Origin of the sequence: Solimonas marina, assembly GCF_012241385.1 — a bacterium.
In the GTDB taxonomy this organism is placed as follows: Bacteria; Pseudomonadota; Gammaproteobacteria; order Nevskiales; family Nevskiaceae; genus Solimonas; species Solimonas marina.
The window spans coordinates 89,403-109,771 of sequence record NZ_JAAVXB010000014.1; the positions used below are offsets into that span (position 1 = coordinate 89,403).

A 20,369-nucleotide genomic window follows, 5' to 3' on the forward strand; every position below is an offset into this window, starting at 1 on the left:
CGTGCCATAGTGAAAAGCATTCAGGAAGAGAACGGAGGGGCCATGTCTAATACGTCCAGATCATCTAATCGTAACTCTCGCAAGTATGGAGAAGCCGCCTCGAAATACGTAGAGTCAGCCGTGCGGCGGGCTGAAAACGGAACCTTGAAAGATAGCCACGGAACTACCGTCAAGAGCCACCGGCAGGCCGTGGCCATAGGTCTATCCGAAGCGCGCCGAAAAGGCGCAAAGGTTCCCCCGCGTTCAAAGCCGACGGCAAAGAGATAGGCAATACGCGCAAGGCAAGCAAAAAGTTCATCCATCTCACGGCCGTGATATTCGCGATCCATATCGAGGACTATCGAGTGTCGTGCTTTTGGCTCAAGGGATTGGGTTTCCCCCAGTTACACCATAAACCTCTCCGGTAACAAAGCTCGATTCCTGTGATGCAAGGAGTACGTAGATCGGTGCACACTCCGCCGGCTGCCCGGGGCGACGCAGCGGGGTATTCTCTCCGAAATTTGGAATATGCTCGCTGGGCTGACCGCCGCTAGGCTGAAGCACTGTCCAGATCGGGCCGGGAGCTACTGCGTTCACTCGAATCCCATCGGCCGCCACTTCCTTAGCAAGAGCTTTGGTGAACCCCATAATGGCCGATTTTGTCGATGCGTAGTCAAGCAAAGTTGGAGACTGCACGTATGACTGAATCGACGCAGTATTAATAATAGATCCACCGGGAGACAGGTGAGGCAATGCTGCTTTGCAAATCCAGAACATTGCATAAACATTTGTTTTAAATGTCTTGTCGAACTGCTCTGTTGAAATGTCGAGAATGCTTCGTTGAGTCACCTGCTTGCCAGCGATGTTGACTACGATGTCGAGGCCGCCGAGTTCTCGCACGGCGTCCCCCACAAGTTTCGTGCAGAATGCTTCGTCTGTGATGTCTCCAGGCAGGAGTACGCATTTCCGCTGTGCCTGATGAACGGCCGCGATGGTCGTCTTTGCATCAAGTTCCTCCTGTGGTAGGTAATTGATCGCCACGTCGGCGCCCTCACGAGCGAACGCGATGGCCACGGCTTTTCCAATGCCCGAGTCGCCGCCCGTTATGAGAGCTCGTCGCCCGTCAAGTCTCCCGAAACCGACGTACGAGGATTCACCGCAGTCAGGCATCGGCTTCATATTTTTGTCGAGCCCAGGGCTGAGCTGACTTTGAGCCGGGAATGGGGGCCTAGGATACTGTGTGAGTGGATTCTGCTTCGTGTACTGATTCATAAATTATCCTCTACGTGAAAAATTTAAAGAAGTTATAACTCGGAATTTCTTTGAACATTGAATAAAGCATTCCTTCTTCTTTGAAAATTTGCATATCGCATGAATTTTAATCCTCAAGCTCCTCTCGATCGTGCTTATGTGACGATAGCAAAGTGATACCTGGTGGACCGACAAAGCCGAAGTGCTGAAGATGAGGGTTCGTAGTCCAATATCTATGGAGCTGTAGCGGCGTAGCTAATTCAACATTTATCCTCGCGTTATCTGTACGCATTGTTGGCTCGCAGCAGATTCCTCCTTCGACCGACTACCTTGCTCAGCTCAACGCATCCCACAGCAGCTTTGCCGCGCTTGTTGGCTTCCATCTCGCGGTCATAATTAGAGCTCAGTTGCCTCTTAATCTTGCCTGTCCGTGCTCCCGGTTCCGGGTTTTCGACGGGAAATTTCCTTGTCATTTTTTGCGCCCATGAAGTCTTACTCCTACGGCTAGCATGGCGGATGCCTGTGTTTAGTGGTCTTTGAAAGTGTTCGTGCTGATAAGTTCGCCCGAGGTTCATGCTGGCCAGTGATAGCTCGGAAAAGCCAGACGCTGGGTGAAAAGTGGCTTTAATTTTGCCTAATACTCGGCAACTCAAATCAACAGTCTGCCGATGCGAGCGATCGATGCGCTTTTTTAGGCGGTGGCTACTTGGTATGCCAGCCTCTAGTGGTCGTGAACTTATCGGCGAGGAGCACGACTATGCCTTTGAGTAGCGTAGCCCGAATCAGCGTGATATCTGGAGTTCTGGGTGCATTGGTGGTTTCGATCGACATACTCGCCGGCCGACGTCAGAAAATGGCGATCATGAACTTAGTCTGGCCTTTGACCGCGCTTTGGGCCGGAGTCTTCGGCCTCCTTCTGTACCTGTTAATAGGCCGAAATAAGAGCAGCAGTCATAGAAGCGGGTCATTTTGGGAGGGCGCACTTGTTGGCACGCTACATTGTGGCGCCGGATGCACGTTGGGTGACTTGGTCGCAGAGGCATTCGGAGCAATGATTCCGCTTCATGTGTTCGAGCATAAGACCTTCGATGCCTGGATTATCGATTACATCGCGGCATTCATATTTGGCGTGGCTTTCCAGTATTTCTCGATAAGACAAACGAGAAATCTGTCGTTTGGCAGTGAGCTACTGGCTGCGTTGAAGGCCGATGCCGCATCGCTTACGTCATGGCAGCTCGGTATGTACGGATGGATGGCGATCACGCTGTTTGTGCTGTTCTCCCCCGATCTGCCGAAGAGCTCCATGACCTTCTGGTTCATGATGCAGATCGCAATGCTATTCGGTCTTGCCACTGCATATCCCGTCAATTGCTGGTTGTTGCGAGCCGGTATTAAGGAGCAGATGTAGGAAGATCCCGAAAAATTCATCGTGATTTAGGACGTCGACTGGCCGTCGGTCATTCAGCTCCCGGTTCTCTTTTATTTTATAGAATTCCTGAAGTTTATTCGGTCATTGAAGCGTGAATTTTTTGAAATGGGCGAAAAATAAAGGAGATGATCTATGGATAAGGAACGAAGGGTAGGTGTAAAAAGACGATCAGAGAATGGGCGAACGATGTCAGTCTCCGAGAAGAGGAAACTGCTGGAACGTGAACGTCGACGGGGCGCTCAGGGAAGCACAGGCCAGAGGTCGAAGAGCGACAGGTAGGTTCTTTGAAATCGTAGATATCGGCTGCTAGTTTCGGTCCAGATTTCGTATCTCGTAGAAATTGGCGCGTCTTAAGGAGTGTGTGATGCGTGGAATGAAAAAATATTCTATTGTTCGTCGTGCTCGGGAGTTTTTTCCGCTGTTGGTGAGGTATCGAATCTCGTGAGCAAGGGAAAAAACAGAAATTCCGAGACGTCGAGGGCGCGGCATATTGACACGTCGATCCGTGAGGGGCGGCGCCTCCCGTTGGTGTGGATGGCGGCGCTTTGGATTGTGGCTATCGGGATTGGAACTTTCTTCGTCCTCGAATTTTTTAATAAATAAGCAAAGACCGATCGGCGCGCCATAGGCGATTACGACGCATGAGCGTCATGTGTATCACCAATATGTCGACCTGATGTTGGCGTTACTTTTCTTCGGCGTACGCCATAGTCGTGATTAACGCGCGCTCTCCGGGGCGCGCGTCGAGTCGCGTATGTTGAATTACGACTGGTTGGTCCGCTTCTATCACGCACGCGTAATCCGTGTTTCGGGGTATCGGCTCCGGGTCGATCAGCTGATCGAAACGCAGGTGCAGGGTCCGACGAGCGGGTATCTGTATCCGATAAGGGCCTGCTGTGTCGCGGTCTCTGAAAAACACCGTAATAACCAGCACGACGTCGCGCTCATTGGCATTCAGGATGCACGCAGTTTCATGGCTGCGCAGCTCGGGGTCGTCCGCATGCGGGCCAGGGTCAGGAAGAAAGCCTTCCGCGATTGCCCACTGCCTTTTACCGATACTCATGTGGTTTCTCCTTTTGCAAGTTCGCTAGTTCGCCAAATATGGTGGTAACGCCATATCGAGAATTTCTGCAAGAGTGAGTGCTTGACGCCCCGTGCCCTGCGAGATCTGTTCTCGACATGAAAATCCGTTGGCCAAAACAATCGTGTCGTGCGATGCGGCGCGTACTGCGGGCAGCACGGCATGTTCTCCAATAGTCTGCGATAGCGCGTACGTCGACGCGCGAAAGCCAAAGCTGCCGGCCATACCGCAACAGCCTCCATCTAGCCAATTGATGCGACCGCCAAGTCGTTCGAGTAGGCGCCTCTCGGCATCAACATCGAGCGATGCATGGTGATGGCAGTGCGCCTGTACGACCAAGGAATGCGTAAACGGCGGCGGCTCCCAGCCAATGCCATCGAGGAATTCGCTGAGCAGCAGGCTTTGCGCGGCGAGCCGGCGCGCTCGCTCGTCGGCCGGAAATAGGCGCGGCAGCTCATCGCGAAAACTGGCGATGCACGACGGTTCGAGACCGACGACGGTGACGCCGCGTGCCAGGTCGACGGCCAGCGCGTCGAGCACGCGCCCCAGCTCGCGGCGCGCGAGGTCGAGCATGCCTTCGGCATACAGCGGCCGCTGGCAGCACAGCGGCACGTCCGGAATACGTACCCGACAGCCAGCCGCTTCGAGCACGCGCACCGCGGCCTGCAGCGGGGCGGGGTGGAAGAAATTGTTCCAGGTATCCGGCCACAGCAGCACCTCGCGCGCGCCGGCCGGCAGCGGCGTCGCGCGTCGGCTGCGGAACCACTGCACGAAGCTCTGCGTCGCGTAGCGCGGCATCGCGCGCTGCACGGCGATGCCGCCGATCCGTTTCGCCAGCCGGCCGAGTCCCGGCGCCTGCAGGATGAAGTTGGCGAGGCGCGGCAGATGCGTGGCGAGGCGGCTCCACCACCAGATCAGTCCCATCGAATACGCGCTACGCGGCCGCAGCCGGCGGCGATAGTGATGCGCCATGAACTCGGCCTTGTACGTCGCCATGTCGACATCGACCGGGCAGTCCTGCTTGCAGCCCTTGCAGGCCAGGCACAGGTCGAGCGCGTCGTGCACGGCGTCGCTAGAAAAGCCATCGTCGATCGGGCCGTGCTTGGTCATCTCGAACAGCAGGTGCGCGCGGCCGCGCGTCGAATAGCGCTCCTCGCGGGTGCCGCGATAGCTCGGACACATCACGCCGCCGTGCTCGTTGCGGCAGTTGCCGACGCCGACGCAACGGCCGACGGCGTGATTGAAGCTCTGCGCGTCGTCCGGGTACGCGAACTGTGTTCGCAGCAGCGGCGGCCGGAAGTCGGGGCCGCGGCGCAGGTTGGCGTCCATCGGATACGGCTCGATCTTCTTTCCGGGATTCATGCGGTGCTGCGGATCCCAGATCGCCTTGAACGCGCGAAATGCCGCCATCAGCTCGTCGCCGTACATCTTCGGCAGCAGGCTGGCGCGGACCTGGCCGTCGCCGTGTTCACCGGACAGCGAGCCGCCGTGACGCACGACCAGATCGGCGGCGTCGTTCATGAACGCGCGCCACTTCGCCAGGCCCGGTTCGGTGGCCAGCTCGAAGTCGATGCGACAGTGGATGCAGCCGTCGCCGAAATGGCCGTACAGTGCTGCCTTGTAGTCGTAGCGCGACAGCAGCTGCCGGAATTCGCGCAGATAGGCGCCGACCCTGGCCGGCGGCACCGCCGCGTCCTCCCAGCCCGGATGCGTGTTGTGCTCGCCGGGCACGAAGGCGGTCGCGCCGAGGCCGGCCTCGCGCACTTTCCACAGCAGCTTTTCCTCGTCCGGGTCGTCGAACAGCTTCATCGACGGCGTATCGTCGGCATCGCGCAGCGCCGTCATCAGCGCACGCGCACGCTGATCGGAATCGGCCTTGTCGCGGCCGCCGAACTCGACGAGCAGCCAGCCGCCGCCGTCCGGCAGCAGCGCGCGGTTCTTCGGATGCAGATGCTTGCGCTGCATGAAGTCGATCAGCAGGTGGTCCATGCCCTCGAGACCGATCGGGCCGTGCTCGAGAATCTGCGGCACGTGGTCCGCGGCATGGAACACGTCCTCGTAGCCGAGCACGAGCAGGCTGCGCGCGCGCGGCGAGTCGACGAGGTCGAGCTCGGCGCCGAGCACCGTCACGCAGCTGCCCTCGCTGCCGACCAGCGCACGGGCGACGTTGAAGCCGCGCTCCGGCAGCAGCTCGTCGAGATTGAAGCCGGATACGCGGCGCGGGATCTGCGGATAGCGGCGGCGGATCTCGTCGGCGTAACGGTCGCGCAGATCGCGCAGTGCGCGATAGATCTCGGCGCGGCGGCCGCCTTCGCGCTGGATGCGCCGGTATTCGTCGTCGCTGGTCGGGCCGACCGTCATGCGCACGCCGTCGTAGGTGACGATGTCCAGCGAGCGCACGTTGTCGACGGTGCGGCCGCTCATCACCGAGTGCACGCCGCACGAGTCGTTGCCGATCATGCCGCCGAGCGTGTTGTGCGCATGCGTCGACGGATCTGGGCCGAAGGTCAGCGCATGCGCCTCGGCGGCATCGCGCAGCACGTCGAGCACGCAGCCCGGCTGCACGCGGGCGCGGCGCGCGCCGGGGTCGATCGACAGCACGCGGTGCAGGTATTTCGAGAAGTCGACGACGACCGCGACGTTGCAGCACTGGCCGGCGAGGCTGGTGCCGCCGCCACGCGCCAGCAGCGGCGCGTCGTGGCGCCGGCACGCGGCGATCGTCGCGACGACGTCGTCGATGCTGCGCGGCACGACGACGCCGATCGGCACCTGCCGGTAGATCGAACCGTCGGTCGCGTACAGCGCGCGGCTGCCGCCGTCGAAGCGCACCTCGGCGTCGGTCGTGCGCCGCAGTTCGGCGGCCAGCGCTTCGGCGCGCTTGCGGTCGAAGCCGCTCGGCGGCTGGCGCTGCATCAGGCTGGCCGGAGCATCAAATCCCATGACGTTGGACCTCCTCGTGGCGCAGGCGCAGGCCGTGGCCCGGTGCCTGCAGGTCCGGCCACAGCGCCCCGTCGCGCAACAGCGGCAGACCGTCGAACAGCATCCGTTCGAGGCGCGTGTGGTCGTGGAAATATTCGAGATGCGCCAGGCGCGGCACCGCGCAGCAGACCGGCACGTGCACGGCCGGCGCGCAATGTGCCGACAGCTTCAGGTGCTGCGCGTCGCACAGCACGCCGGCCTGCAGGAAGCCGGTGTAGCCGCAGCGCGTCGCGTCGGCCTGCAGCACGCCGACCGCACCGGCGCCGATCATCTTGCGGAAGTAGTCGGCGTCCCAGCCGTACTCGCCGGCGCTGATCGCCATACCCGGCGGCGCGCGGTCGCAAACCCAGCGCAGACCGTCCAGATCGTCGGACGACACCGGTTCCTCGAACCAGCGGACGTCGTAGTCGGCGAGGCGCCGCGCCATCTGCAATGCCCCGACGCGATCGAACGCGCCGTTGGCGTCGACCATCAGCGTCACGCCGTCGCCGATCACCTGGCGCGCCAGCGATACGCGCCGCGGATCGTCGTCCGGCGCGCTGCCGATCTTCATCTTCACTGCCGACAGCCCGTCGCCGACCCAGCCGCCAAGCTGCGTGCCGAGACGCGCGTCGTCGTAGTTGGTGAAGCCGCCGCTGCCGTAGACCGGCACCGCCTCGCGATGCCGGCCGAGCAGCTGCGCCAGCGGCACGCCGAGCAGGCGCGCCTTCAGATCCCACAGTGCGATGTCGACCGCGGCGATCGCCATCAGGCCCAGGCCGGGACGACCGAGATTGCGCAGCGCCGCGTTCATGCGCTGCCAGATCAGCCCGAGATCGAATGCGTCGGCGCCGACGACGATGGTCTGCAGCTTGTCGCGGATCAGCGCCGCTGCGGGCGCTGCCTGCGTATAGCTGTAGCCGAGACCGTCGACGCCGGCTGCCTTCAGCTCGACGACGACGACCTCGGTCGCCGACCAGCACAGCGTGCCGTCACATTCGGTGCCGTCGGTCGGCACCCGGCACGCGTGTACCGTGAGCGATTCGATCGTGGGCGCGCGTTGCACGCCCACCGGGCTACTCGACCGTGGTGCCGAACGACGCCAGCAGCTGCTTGGCGCTCTGCCTGACGATGCCGCTCTGGTCGATGTCCTTGCCGACCGCGCCCATCATCGCCTTGGCCTGCTCCCAGGTGATGTGCGGCGGCAGCGGCGGCACGTCCGGGTCGGTGATGAATTCGAGCACTACCGGCCGATCGGCAGCGAATGCCTGATCCCAGGCGGTGCCGATGTCGTCCGGATTTTCGACGCGTATGCCCTTGAAGCCGAGCATCTCGCCGTAGCGCGCGTACGGGAAGTCGATGACGTCCTGCGCGGTCGGGAATTTCGGATCGCCGGCCAGCGCGCGCTGCTCCCACGTCACCTGGTTCAGGTCATGATTGGCGAGCACCAGCACGATGAAGCGCGGGTCCTGCCATTGCTTCCAGTATTGCTTGACCGTCAGCAACTCGGCATTGCCGTTCATCTGCATCGCGCCGTCGCCGACCATCGCGATCACCGGCCGGTTCGGATACGCCATCTTGGCGGCGATCGCGTACGGCACGCCACTGCCCATGCTCGCCAGCTTGCCGGACAGCGACGCCATCATGTGCCGACGCAGCTTGACGTCGCGCGCGTACCAGTTGGTGTGCGAGCCCGAATCGCCGCAGAGGATCGCGCGTTCCGGCAGGCGCGGCGACAGTTCCCAGAACACGCGCTGCGGATTGATCGGATCGGCCGAGGCCATCGCGCGCTGCTCGGATTCGGTCCACCACTTGGCAACGCGCTTCTCGATGTCCTGCTGCCAGCTGCGATCCTCCTTCGGGCACAGCATCGGCATCAGGCGGCGCAGCGTATCGCCGGCGTCGCCGATCAGGTTGACCTCGGTCGGGTAGCGCATGCCGACGTTGCGCGATGACAGGTCGATCTGCACGGTGCGCGCCTGACCGTCCTTCGGCAGGAATTCGGCGTACGGGAACGTCGTGCCGATCATCAGCAGCGTGTCGCAGTGGTTCATCATCCACCAGCTCGGCTCGGTGCCGAGCAGGCCGATCGAACCGGTGACGAACGGCAGATCGTCCGGTACCGAGGCCTTGCCGAGCAGCGGCTTAGCGACGCCGGCGCCGAGCTTCTCGCACAGCTCGATGACCTCGTCGGTGGCGTGCAGCGCGCCGGCACCGGACATCACCGCGACCTTCTTGCCGCTGTTGAGAATCTCGGCGGCGCGCTCGAGTTCGTCGTTCGACGGCCGCGGATGCGGCGGCGCGGCGCTGACGCCCGAGTAATTGTTGCCGTGCGCGCGCGGCGGGCTTTCGACGGCATCCATCGTCTGCACGTCGTTCGGCACGATGACGCAGCAGATCGTGCGTTCGGCCGAAGCGATGCGCATCGCGCGGTCGATCACGTGGCGCGCCTGCGCCGGCGAGGCGATGGTCTGTGTGTAGTCGGAGACATCATCGAACACGCGCGCCAGATCGACCTCCTGCTGGAAGTCGCTGCCGATCGCCGATACCGCCTGCTGGCCGACGATCGCGACCACCGGCATGTGATCCATCTTTGCGTCGTACAGGCCGGTCAGCAGATGCAGCGCGCCCGGGCCGGATGTAGCCATGCAAACGCCAACCTGATCCGTGAATTTTGCATGGGCGCCGGCCATGAATGCCGACATTTCCTCGTGCCGGACGCGTACGTATTCGAAACGGTCCTCGGCACGACCCATCGCGCCCATCAATCCATTGATGCCGTCTCCCGGGTATCCAAATATCCGTTTCACGCCCCAGTCGCTGAGGCGTTCGAGAATGAAATCTCCTGTTGTCTTGGCCATGACACTTCCTTGTGCTGGATGAATTCCAAAGCGCTCTGCAGAACTTGCGACCGCTTCCCTGCTTAATGCGACAGCAACAGCAGGGCCCGGTTCACAACAGATCGGCGCTCAATGCGAACGGGAGCTGAACGGATTGAGCCGTCCTAAATTTCTAGAGGAGTAAATCCAGCGGAGGGGCTAGGGCACCCCGATCTGGATGCACCGATCAATCAATTCCCGGTCGAGCGTGCTGGTGTCGACGAGTTCGCCTCATTCCTGTTTTAGCGGGCGAATTCCCAACGAATCGCATGGACGGACTCGACTCGCTACCGCCTCAATACTCTGGGTGGCTTCTCGGTCGCGAGCTTCGTAAATCGACCGAGGACCCCACAGAAAGAACTTTGCTCGCTAAGAGTTTCATCGAGAAAGTTGGCCTAGAGCGCTTCAATTTGCTGGTTCAGATGGACGTCGAAGTACAGAGAGTCCTGGGCACAGGTGCTCGCCATGGTCGCCGCAAGAGATGCAGACGCGCAGATCCGTTTGACTACTACTAGCTCGGACGTGGCTGGTTAAAAGGTTGCCGCCAAGGTGGCGCATCAGGGAGATGTGGTGCGGTCGTCGGCGTGTGTTGAAGTACTGTTCAATCGCACAGTATTATAGGTCTGTGGATTCACCCACCCAGACGCTCGTCTGGCCCAACCTGAACTAGCCCTCGGCTCAACCTGAGGGCTTTTTTTGATCTCGAGCAATCCACAAGGCCAGAGACGGCTCGGAAAATATAAAAATCTCATGATTTTCCGTTGTTTATTAAAACTTTCTCGATTTTCTCAAACGCCATAGTTCAGATAGCCTGAATTATTCCGACAACCCTCTTGAATAATCTGGCTGAGCCCCCAACATGTAGTGATACGAGGGGCGCTGCGGCACAAAATGGGCTATTCCGTGATCGCTTGACTCGTGGCACATCAGGGAGATGCAGATATGACACGCTTAAGCTTTTTTCCGGTTGATAACGGCGATATGACGCTGGTCACCACCTCGAATGAGAAGACGGTCCTCATTGACTGCAATATCCGTGACGTTACGGGGGAAGACCCGCCGCCCGACGTAGTGAAGCAGCTTAAAGAGCGCTTGAAGAAAGACGACAAAGGCCGTTATTACGTCGACGTCTTCATGCTCAGCCATCCCGATCAAGATCACTGCCGCGGATTTCAAGCGAATTTTTACTGCGGGCCGGCTGCTGACTATCCGGAAAAAAGCGAAAAGATCTTCATTAAAGAGCTCTGGTCGTCGCCGCTAATTTTCCGCCGCAAGTTGCGCCACGAGACCCTTTGCCCCGATGCCATCACGTTCAACACGGAGGCGAGGCGCCGCGTCAAGAAGTACCGCAATGCCGGCGGAGCAGTCTCTGACGGTGATCGCATCCTGGTTCTTGGCGAAGACGAGGACAACAAACAGCGGGGCATCGAAGCGATCGTCGTGAAGTGCGATACGCGCTTCAGCAAAATCGCCGGCATTGCACAAAGTAACTTTGAGGGCTATCTCCTTGCGCCGGTGCCCAAGGGCTCCGAAGACGAAGAAGAAATGCGCTCGAAGAATAACTCCAGCATCATTGTGCAATTCAAGATCGGCGAGGGCGTTAATGCAGATGCCTGCCGCTTCCTGACTGGTGGCGACGCGGACGTATCGATTTGGGACCGGCTCTGGGAGAAGCACAAAAATGCAACGGATGTACTGAAATACGACATTCTGCTTGCCCCACATCATTGTTCTTGGCACACGCTGTCGCACGACAGCATCTCGGACTTAGGCGACAAAGCGAAGGTCAGCGAGCCCGCAAAGTCGGCGCTGTCGCAGATCCGTGACGTCGGCCGCATTGTGGCGAGCTGCAAGGAAATCCTGGATGACGACGACGATCCGCCGAGCCACCGTGCTAAGGAGGAGTACGAGAAAATCGCGGACAAGCGGTTCCATGAAACATCGGACTTCTGCGGTGAACCGTTCGAATTCGATATCAAGTCTCACGGCCCTGTGATTCGTTCGAAGGCATCGGCTAGTAGCTTTGCCAGAAAAGACGCTGCAGCTGGCCTAATCGGCAGCGGCGCGATCGGTCACGGTTAAAGCTGGTGCGTGTATCTGCGGTTCAACGTGCGCTGACTGACATTTCGGCGCACCGTCAGTTTGATCGTTGGATTAATTCCGCACAGCAGTTGGAATCCGGCGAGTGGAGGGCGACATTCGGGCTTCGCGTCGAAATGTCGTCCCTCTGGACTCTGGAGGGCCAAACCCCCACCGGCATTCTCGCAGTGGAACCGGTAACAGTCTCGTTCCCGATCGGCTACCCCGATCGGGTTCCGCAATTCGAACTCAGGGCTGACTTCCCGAAGAACGTCGCGCACCTATTACCGATTAAGGGCGATGGCAGCCCCAGGCCGTGTCTGGTGCAGGGGTCGATCGAGAATCTTTTTCGGACTGCCGGCGTCCCGGGGTTGTTGGTTCAATTGAGCAACTGGTTGCAGGGTGCGGCCAGCGATAGCCTGAACGACGACCCGGATACCTGGGAGCCTGCGCGGCGCGACACCATCGACGATCTAATCATCGGCGATACGCTCAGTCTTCAACGGCTGCCCAAAAAGAAGCAGGACATTGCTTATCGATCGACAGCATATAGCAGCTTTCGATCGAAGAACGTTACTGGCGTCTATCGAATTACCGCGCTGAGCGATGATGGAGATCTAACCGCGCAGACGTGGAGCAAGTATGCACAGCGCTCCTTTTCCCCTATGTACGCGGGAAGGTCCGTCTCAGCCATCATTCGCTCGAAACCACTCCCAGATGGGAGTTCATTCGTTTGCAGCGAATACATGCCTGACGACGTCAAAGACGTAGCATCTTTGCTGCGATCGGCAAGACGTTGGCACTGTGAAAATGCTGTGCAGAGCGTGATTGAGGGTATTGAGCGGTTAGCGCCAAAATTCAAGACTCAGACAGTCTGGTGGCCGATCCCGATATCCTTACTGATCCATGTAGAACGGCCGCGTGTGGTGGCGGGTACTACTTCGGCGATTGAAACCTTTGGGTACGTGGTCGAGATGATTCCCGGGAAGGGGGTCGGATCGGTGAGGATCGCTGCAGTTATTGATGAGCTCAACACCAGAGTCCTTCGCACCTTCAATCAGTTGCCAGCAGAGACCGTAGCGCAGCCCTGGGTATTGCTTGGGGGCGGCAGCCTCGGTTCGAAAATTGGCTTGCATATGGCGCGCTGCGGTTTGGCGCCAGCGTTGGTGCTGGATGGTGAGGCGTTACTTCCGCACAACTATGCAAGGCACGCGCTCTTGCCTCCGTCGACAAAAAACGACGCACCGCTGTTTCCGGAATTTAAGGCCTACTCAATGGCCAAGGCACTTGAATTACTGAGTGCGTCAACGACCGGAAAAGCCAATACGATTCAGGAGTCCATGCTGACTAAAGCTTCTGAAGAGGAGCTTCGCGCTGCGTCAAAATGGCTGATTCTCAATACCACTGCCTCGACGCCAGTTCGGCACCTGCTGACGAGTTGGGATAATCCACATACACGCGTAGCCGACGCGGCACTCTACGCATCCGGCAGAGTGGCCGCATTTTGCGTTGAGGGGCCGGAGAGAAACCCCAATCTCGATGAGGTCGATACCATTAAGCTAGCCAGTTTCATCGACGATGCCGAGGTCGCGAAACTCACCTTGTCGGGTAAAGCGAGGCTTGAGCTTATCCGTACCGGGACAGGTTGCGGATCTGAAACGATGCAGGTATCGGACGCGACAATTTCGGTGCATGCGGCGCATGTAAGCGAGGAACTGGGGCGCTTTTATTCTCAAGGGCTGCCGGATTCTGGAGCGATCTTGCTTGCTAAACGTTCATCCGACGGTCTGCGCTATGAAGCTCGACGAATTAAAGTTCCAGCATTTCACCGTGTCGACCTTGAAACCAACGGCACCGACATGTGGCGACTTCACCTCTCGGAAGCAGCGCACCAGAAAATTGAAATAGAAATCGCCCGACATCCGCACACCGAGACCGGCGGCGTGCTGTGGGGGCGCTTCAACGAAAGTCTTGGAGCAATCTACGTCGTGGATGTCATTGACGCCCCGCCGGATAGCAAACGTAGCGCGACCTATTTCGAGCTGGGAGTACAAGGGCTTCAAGAACTGCTGCGCGAGAAGCACAGGCAGAGCTACTCCGAGATGTGCTGCGTTGGGACATGGCATAACCACTTGCAAACTTCCGGCCCGTCGAGCAAGGATCGAAAATCCGCAAACGACATAGGCAAGGCCGCAAGCTACCCAAATGCACTGCTTATCTCGACGCCTGGCGGCTATTGCGGTCTTCTGGCGGACTCAACCAACAAGATGCTCGACACTAATGGCGGTGCCGCGACATCTTGAGGCAAGCGATCCTCGTGATTGCAAATCACTATTCCATTGAATGGGTGCCCAGGGGCGCCGGCTCGAGAGCCCGTCAAGCAATACGGAGAATCGCGATGAATTGGTCACAGGCTTTCACGAAGTTCCTAGACCCATATGAACTCAAGGCGCGCCTGTTTCCCGGGCTATTGGTGCTCTTGCCGGGCATCATTTATTTCGCGTTAACTTTTGGCCCGAAGAATCCATTGCTCGTGACGCTGGGATCCGTACTGGCGACCTGTGGCGGACCTTCGCTACTCGCCAACTTTGTCCGGACTTGGGGGCAGCGCGCCCAGGAGAAGCTATACAAGAAGTGGAGCGCCCAGCCTTCTACAATCTTACTCCGCCACCGAGACGACCAGCTTTCAGATCAAACGACGATTCGTTATCACACGTTGGCCAGCTCCAAGCTTGGCATCGTGATGCCAAGCCGAGCCGAAGAAGAGGACAACCCGCTTCTTGCGGACAAGGCCTATGCTGCAGCGGCAGATGCACTCCGACCGATGACCAACGACAAGAAGAAGTTCGATCTCTTATTCAAGGAGCTAGTTCACTACGGATATAACCGGAATGCCTACGGATCGAGATGGGTAGGTTTCGTGATCGCCATTGGCGCCGGCCTGATGACGCTCTTCAATGCGGGCGTACTCAACATCGATGAGCCCTATTTTCAGCGTGCACATCTTAGCCCGGCATCCGGATTTATCTTGAGTATTAGCATTGCCATGGCGCTTTTGTGGGCCTTGCACTTTACCGGTCAAACAGTGAAGCAATCGGGCTTCAGCTATGCGCGGCGGCTTTGGGAAGCGTTAGAGCAGGTCCCGAAGAAAACCGCCGGGAGTCCTCGAGCCCCGAGAGTGCGTAAGGATTGAGCTCGTGTGCACAGTTCCGATTTTCTTGAGAGTTGCGTCTTAAAGAGGTGATGGTAATGGGAACACTCAATATTTCCCGTAGCGAGCAGGACGCTCTGCAGGCAATCGATATCCACCAACTCGACAAGCTGATCGAGCAGTCGATGCGGGAACAGCATGCATTAGCCCTACGCAACCAGCGTCTCGAGAGTTGCGGCGACTTTGTGTATGCGCAGTTCCGTCATTTCGAGAGCGACCTCGGCGCATACCGCGCGGCGAAGTCGTCGAAGAAGGTCTCGGAGACCGAGCTTGATGCGCAGCGCGCTGGCCAGAATCTCGCCGACGCTGTGCGTCAGATGAAATATCTCCTTGAGAAGGAGTTGCGCGAACGCGAGCGCTTCTATATCGACGATCTGATTTTGCCGCCTCATCATTTCGATAAGCGCCTCCGGGTGGCGGTGCGCTACCGCTGGAGGCCAACGACGGATGGGAACTGGCAGAGCGGGTCCATCACGTTTGCGTACGACGTCGACTTGTCACCCGACTACCGGTTTCCTCAGCGGGCGCCTAAGCGTAAGCCTAGCGTCGCGCAGCAACAGCGCGACGAGCAGGACAAATTGGCGCGCACCTGGGAACATCTGCGACAGCAGGCACTGCATTCACTCCGGCAATTTTTCAGGGAAGGCGGCGACGGCGCGAAGGTTCCGGATCGGTTTCAGGTCAGGCTGGATGCCTCGGGCCGGTATCTCAACAACTACAGCGCTCAGTTCTGGTCCGAGCCGTCATGAATGTCACAGGGATGGCTGAAACACGAGCATAGAGGCTTCCGTCGTGGGGCCTGTTTTGAGTGCCGCGAGAGTCGTCAGGTCTGATCCTCGCTTTCTCCATCCCGACGCTTTGCCCTGAAGCGCATCATGGCATTGTCACTATCACGCAAATGCTTTGTGTAGCGCGCAACCATTGTTGTCGACTTCCATCGACCAGCCTGCATGACCTGGGCATCGCTTGCTCCGTCCGCGACTAGGTCTTCGGCTGCACCGATTCGGGTGCTGTGCCCTGCAAATAATGCTGGGTTCAACCCAGCCTGCGCCGCGCGGCGCTTGATAATGCGCGCAATGTCACGGCCCTCGAGGGGCTTGATCAACGCACGTTTGCCGGCCCAACGGGCAGGGACCGCACGCCAGATCGGGCCTTCCGTGATATTGGCCAATTTCAGCCATGCCTGTAGATGCTTCATGGCCTCGACTGTGAGAGGCAGTCGCGCGCCCTTGCCACTCTGATCGGTCTTTGTTTTGCCCAGTCGGATCGCGCCAGAGCCGTCCTTCTTCAGTTCAAGCTTCTCCAGCACCATAGACGCCACTTCGGAACGTCGTGTCATTGACTCGTACGCAATCACCAGAAGCGCGCGATCGCGTATGGCGCTCGGCTCGTCGCCGGCGGCCGCGGCCAAGATGCGCTCCAGATCTTCAAGCAAAAGCCCTTGTTTCTTGGATTGCTCCTCGTCGAGGCCGTGCTCGTTCTGGAGTTGCTTCCAGAGCATCCGGCCATCTTTGGCCTTCATGGGGTTGTCAGTACCAGCGAACTGAAACAACTGGTCGATGGCGAACAGGTATTGCTCCAGCGTGGCACGCTTGCGGCCTTTGCCGATATTCACCAAGAGAAATCGCTCGATGTCCTGGAGCGTCGGCGGGAAGATCGGAATGCCTTCCTGCAGCGCAAACTCGGCCCAGATTCTCCAGCAGGCCATCAGTGACCGGCGTGTGTTGGGCGCATAGCCGTTGAAGAACGGAATGCTCGCAGCGAGGCGTGGACCAATGACCGCAGGGGAGGAAGAAGCAATGATTTCGACCGGATCGGTCGCGTCCGTAGCCGGGATTATCGTGTGCTCAGAATGGTCAGGATGGTCAGGATTCATCGCCGAAGCTGCCGTAAATCATCGTATTAACAGCATGCCTTACTTCCATAATGACCGATAGGTTCAATTATCGGTCATTGTAATTTCATGTAATTTACACAATGTTTACAACATTTACAGTGTAATATCAGGATGACTATTCGGAGCCCATAATGCCGTCCGATGCCACCCCGATTTCATTTGACCAAGTTGCCGCAGCCGCCCAATCGCTCCAGCAAGCCGGCGCCAAAGTCACGACGCTGACAGTACGAGAAAAGCTCGGACGCGGCAGCTTTTCGACGATCAAAAAGTTCATCGATCAATGGCGTCAGGCTGGTGCACTGGAGGTATCCACCTCGTCCGGAGAAGTACCCCCGCAACTCGAGACACTTTGGCTGGCGGCGCAGCGCGCTGCAGAAGAGCGTCTCAGCCGGGAACGTGAGGCCCTAGAGACGTTAGCGGGCGAGCTTGAATCGAGGCTGGCGCAGATGGAGGGAACCGTTCAAGACGCGACGCGCGCAAGGCAGCATGCCGAAGATCGCATACGGGACAAGGATGCCGAGCTGGCGCGTCTGAGTTCGCTTCTTCAGGCAACCACCGCCCGCGCCGATCGAACCGATGCGAACCTAAAAGCGGCGCAGCTCTCCCACGATGCGGCCCTTCTCGAGAACCGCAATCTCATCGATCGTCTAGCCGATACCCTGCAGCGGATCGAGGGTGACATGAAGCCGCTTTCTGGTGTGCTCTCGGACTTCCGACATGATGTAGCCAACCTGTCTGGGGAAATCAAAGCGATTCCCGCGCGTTGGGCTGAAGGCATTGAACAGCTGCGAAACGACATTGTCCGGCAGCACAGCACTATGCGTGAGGACGTGGTTCAGGCCATAGCGGTGCCGCTCACCGGAATCAAAGCGGCGCTCGATGAGCTGGGTCGGCGGACCACGTTGCAGCATAGAAGCGCGATTCGGCAAAGGCAGCGGGGCGTCCGCCGCTAACCCCGTTTCAGCGGCTTTTTGCGCATGTCGCGTTTGAGGGCCTTCGTGGACAAACCCCCAAAACGGGCAGGATTTCAAAGAACCGCCCTTCCGAAGGTTGTCGAAGAGTTACTCTAAGTTGTTGAATTATTTATTTTATAGAAATTAACTAACGAACTGAAGGAAAGTCACTTCTGGCGAAATCGCACAAAAAGGGGGCTTTTTGTGTCTCTCTGGTCAATTGTTTTGACCATGGGTTGACGAATTGAGAAATTTGCACAAAAATCAGGTTGACGATTTGGGGAATTCGCACAAATGGACCTGCCGCTGCCTTCAACTTTTCATCGCGAACTGAGCGCCGAGCGTCTGAATCTGATTGCCTCCTGGCTTCTTGAAGAGTACTACGCTACGCAAGAAGATCTAGTTCGCGACACCGACAGCAGCTATACGCGCGGTTGCACCGCCTTCGGGCGCCAGCGCGGCCGCATCATGAAAGAAGCGGCGTCCCTCAAATATTCGTGGCTTAGCATCAAGGGGGCCGGAAACGATCTCGTCTTCGGGATTGGCCACGTCCCATGCCGCTACAGCAACGATGATCCGGATAACCCGAAAAAAGATGCAGTGCTGGTCGCCAATCAGCACCAGCTGCCGTTTCTGGACTTCGAAGACGACTTGGCGCCGACCCGCTTTTGTTTCGTTCTCGACAAGGGACTCGAAGGTGTGACTGATGCGCATGTCGAGTTGCTGGGCTACACCGGCGCCGGAACGCTTGTCAGCCGGTGGATCAGCAGCAACGTTCGTACACTACATGCCGTCAACGATCAGAAACTCAGCTCGGCGGTTCCGGTCGGCAAGCCAGTCTTGGCTCCGAAGCGGCGCGATGCAGCAAACGGCGACGACAATGTCGTCGCCCCGCAGTCGTGACGGCCGCCTTTCTCGGCGCAAACCTTCGCTTAATCCGGCTGTTCCATGGGTACTCGCTCACTGATCTGGGCGAGCGCGTTGGGGTGTCCAAACAATTCTTGAGCCGCGTTGAGGCAGGGGCGGAAGCTGTCACGGCCCAGCTCGAAACCGCGCTTTCCGATTCACTGCTCGTGCTGCCTGAGTTCTTCCGCACTGTCGACCTGGAGCCGATCACAGAGGAGCAGTGCCACTTCCGTCGGCAGCTGACCACCAAGGTTGCGCTCCGTCAGGTCGGGCGTGCACGCGGTGAGATGCTGAAGCGCCTTGTCAGCATCCTCGAGGAAAACATCGAGCTGCCGGCGTACCGTGTCGGCGTCGCAGAGGTCAGCTCTAACGATGCCATTGAGCGCGGCGCGGAAGTGTTCCGGGCGACGTTCGAGCTCGGCATGGGGCCTTTAAGCAACATCACACGCATTGCCGAAAACGCCGGTTCGGTCGTGACGCGTCTGGATGGCTTGGCGCCAGAAATCGACGCGGTCTCGTTTGCCACGAAACGTCCGGTCATCGTTCTAAATTCGGATGGGCGATCGAGCTGCCGTGAGCGCTTCGGTATTGCCCACGAACTTGGCCATTTCGCGCTCCATATCGGGGTGCTTACCGGCGATCGCCTGACCGAGACTCAAGCCAATCGCTTCGCCAGTGCGCTGTTGATGCCGCGGGCGACATTCGGAATGGAGTGCCGGGCTGCGACGCGCGGTACGCGTTTGAACTGGCCGGCTATCGTTGATCTCAAGCTTCGCTGGGGCGTTTCCAAGGCTGCGATCCTGTTTAGAGGACATCAGCTGGGGTACTTCACCGAGGAGCAGGTGCGCTCGGGGTACATCACCTTGAAACGCCATGGTCAAGCCACGAGCGAAATCGAGGACGCGCGGGTCGCTTATGAAGAGCCAGAGGTGCTAAGCGAGGGACTCAAGATGATGCGAGACCAGCTCGGCGTAAATACCGCAGCGGTTGCACACAGGATGGGGGTACAGGTAGCGCTGCTGAGGCGTTTGATGCCACATCAAGTCGTCGCTGGCGAGCTGAATCCGGGGCCTGAACGCCGCTCAAACGTCGTTGATCTTTTTGGCTCTCGCAAGGCGGACACCAAGCTCTGACAAGGGTTGGAGCGAAAAGCCCCCTTATTGGGTTTTTGACTCGATTACCCCAAGCTCAGATCGAACAGCTGCAGCGTGATTGGGACATATCGAAGCGGGAACGGGATGACGCCATTCGCCAGGCAGCACGTACAGAGGGGCGACTGAGCGCAGTCCAGCTGCAGTTAGAAGATGCCAAGAAACGGGCGCGACATACGAAGCCCTAAAAAATCGAACCGCTTGCGTCATCAATAACGAGCGTACGTCTTAATTAACGAGTCGTCGTCACTAATTATCATGACCGTTCGTCGGAAAACTTTACATAATATACATTATGAACAATTAAAACGATGGATTGCCCGCATGAAGCACGCTAAATTCCCGAAACGGAGGGAACCAAGCAGTAAAACGCACCGACACCAAACGTCATCGACAAAAAGAGCTTCACGCGAAGCTCAACCGACATGAACAAGTAAACGTCTCAGTGCCCTAACGCATCCGCAATCATCGACCCGCCCGACGACGGCACCGGCCCGGTAAATCGCGTGATGATCTGCCCGGACCATTCACAGATCCACTCGCGAGCAAGATCCAGCTTGCACAGCTCTTGCGGGATCAGCCTCGAACCCCGAGC

At 58.6% G+C, this 20,369-nt stretch carries 15 protein-coding genes; 9 read left to right on the forward strand and 6 right to left on the reverse strand.

Annotation, left to right across the window (positions count from 1 at the left end; translation table 11 throughout):
• Positions 1-42: 42 nt before the first annotated feature.
• The gene (locus tag G7Y82_RS21580; RefSeq protein ID WP_240954420.1) at positions 43-267 is read left to right on the forward strand and encodes a DUF6496 domain-containing protein; all 225 of its coding nucleotides are present in this window, start codon (positions 43-45) and stop codon (positions 265-267) included.
• A gap of 93 nt (positions 268-360) precedes the next feature.
• On the opposite strand, the gene G7Y82_RS18985 is transcribed toward G7Y82_RS21580, so the two are convergent.
• On the reverse strand, positions 361-1,251 hold the full coding sequence (locus tag G7Y82_RS18985) for an SDR family oxidoreductase (protein ID WP_168149700.1): 891 nt from the start codon (positions 1,249-1,251) through the stop codon (positions 361-363).
• 841 nt (positions 1,252-2,092) lie between these two features.
• Between G7Y82_RS18985 and G7Y82_RS21585 the strand changes: the two genes are divergently transcribed.
• A complete protein-coding gene (locus G7Y82_RS21585; protein WP_277346361.1) occupies positions 2,093-2,638 on the forward strand; it encodes a DUF4396 domain-containing protein in 546 nt (181 codons plus the stop codon).
• Positions 2,639-3,344: 706 nt separating this feature from the next.
• On the opposite strand, the gene G7Y82_RS18995 is transcribed toward G7Y82_RS21585, so the two are convergent.
• Genes G7Y82_RS18995 through G7Y82_RS19010 form a run of 4 tightly spaced genes read right to left on the reverse strand, consistent with a single transcriptional unit; the run spans position 3,345 to position 9,559 of the window.
• Complete coding sequence (locus G7Y82_RS18995; protein ID WP_168149702.1) at positions 3,345-3,722, reverse strand: sensory rhodopsin transducer; 378 nt, start codon at positions 3,720-3,722, stop codon at positions 3,345-3,347.
• Between the two features lie 24 nt (positions 3,723-3,746).
• Positions 3,747-6,680, reverse strand: coding sequence for an FAD-binding and (Fe-S)-binding domain-containing protein (locus G7Y82_RS19000; RefSeq protein WP_206370877.1), 2,934 nt, complete (start codon positions 6,678-6,680; stop codon positions 3,747-3,749).
• A complete protein-coding gene (locus tag G7Y82_RS19005) occupies positions 6,670-7,764 on the reverse strand; it encodes an enolase C-terminal domain-like protein (RefSeq protein ID WP_206370879.1) in 1,095 nt (364 codons plus the stop codon). The genes G7Y82_RS19000 and G7Y82_RS19005 overlap by 11 nt, the downstream gene beginning before the upstream one ends.
• A gap of 10 nt (positions 7,765-7,774) precedes the next feature.
• Entirely contained in the window at positions 7,775-9,559 is a 1,785-nt protein-coding gene (locus G7Y82_RS19010; protein ID WP_168149704.1) for a thiamine pyrophosphate-requiring protein, read from the reverse strand.
• A gap of 960 nt (positions 9,560-10,519) precedes the next feature.
• Between G7Y82_RS19010 and mblB the strand changes: the two genes are divergently transcribed.
• From mblB to G7Y82_RS19030, 4 genes are all read left to right on the forward strand, one after another.
• On the forward strand, positions 10,520-11,659 hold the full coding sequence (gene mblB, locus G7Y82_RS19015) for an anti-phage 6A-MBL system MBL-fold protein (protein ID WP_168149705.1): 1,140 nt from the start codon (positions 10,520-10,522) through the stop codon (positions 11,657-11,659).
• A 5-nt stretch (positions 11,660-11,664) separates the two neighbouring features.
• Positions 11,665-13,959 (forward strand): anti-phage 6A-MBL system cap2_3 protein, encoded by a 2,295-nt coding sequence (gene cap2-3, locus G7Y82_RS19020; RefSeq protein ID WP_168149706.1) that lies wholly within the window; start codon positions 11,665-11,667, stop codon positions 13,957-13,959.
• A gap of 95 nt (positions 13,960-14,054) precedes the next feature.
• Complete coding sequence (locus G7Y82_RS19025; RefSeq protein ID WP_168149707.1) at positions 14,055-14,849, forward strand: hypothetical protein; 795 nt, start codon at positions 14,055-14,057, stop codon at positions 14,847-14,849.
• Positions 14,850-14,905: 56 nt separating this feature from the next.
• Positions 14,906-15,616, forward strand: coding sequence for a hypothetical protein (locus tag G7Y82_RS19030; RefSeq protein ID WP_168149708.1), 711 nt, complete (start codon positions 14,906-14,908; stop codon positions 15,614-15,616).
• Positions 15,617-15,690: 74 nt separating this feature from the next.
• On the opposite strand, the gene G7Y82_RS19035 is transcribed toward G7Y82_RS19030, so the two are convergent.
• The gene (locus G7Y82_RS19035; protein WP_168149709.1) at positions 15,691-16,743 is read right to left on the reverse strand and encodes a site-specific integrase; all 1,053 of its coding nucleotides are present in this window, start codon (positions 16,741-16,743) and stop codon (positions 15,691-15,693) included.
• Positions 16,744-16,895: 152 nt separating this feature from the next.
• Between G7Y82_RS19035 and G7Y82_RS19040 the strand changes: the two genes are divergently transcribed.
• The 3 genes from G7Y82_RS19040 to G7Y82_RS19050 all read left to right on the forward strand — a co-directional run bounded on the left by G7Y82_RS19040 (position 16,896) and on the right by G7Y82_RS19050 (position 19,756).
• A complete protein-coding gene (locus tag G7Y82_RS19040) occupies positions 16,896-17,717 on the forward strand; it encodes a DNA-binding protein (RefSeq protein WP_168149710.1) in 822 nt (273 codons plus the stop codon).
• A gap of 294 nt (positions 17,718-18,011) precedes the next feature.
• Positions 18,012-18,620, forward strand: coding sequence for a hypothetical protein (locus G7Y82_RS19045; protein ID WP_168149711.1), 609 nt, complete (start codon positions 18,012-18,014; stop codon positions 18,618-18,620).
• An 83-nt stretch (positions 18,621-18,703) separates the two neighbouring features.
• Positions 18,704-19,756 (forward strand): ImmA/IrrE family metallo-endopeptidase, encoded by a 1,053-nt coding sequence (locus tag G7Y82_RS19050; RefSeq protein ID WP_206370881.1) that lies wholly within the window; start codon positions 18,704-18,706, stop codon positions 19,754-19,756.
• Positions 19,757-20,369 lie beyond the last annotated feature (613 nt).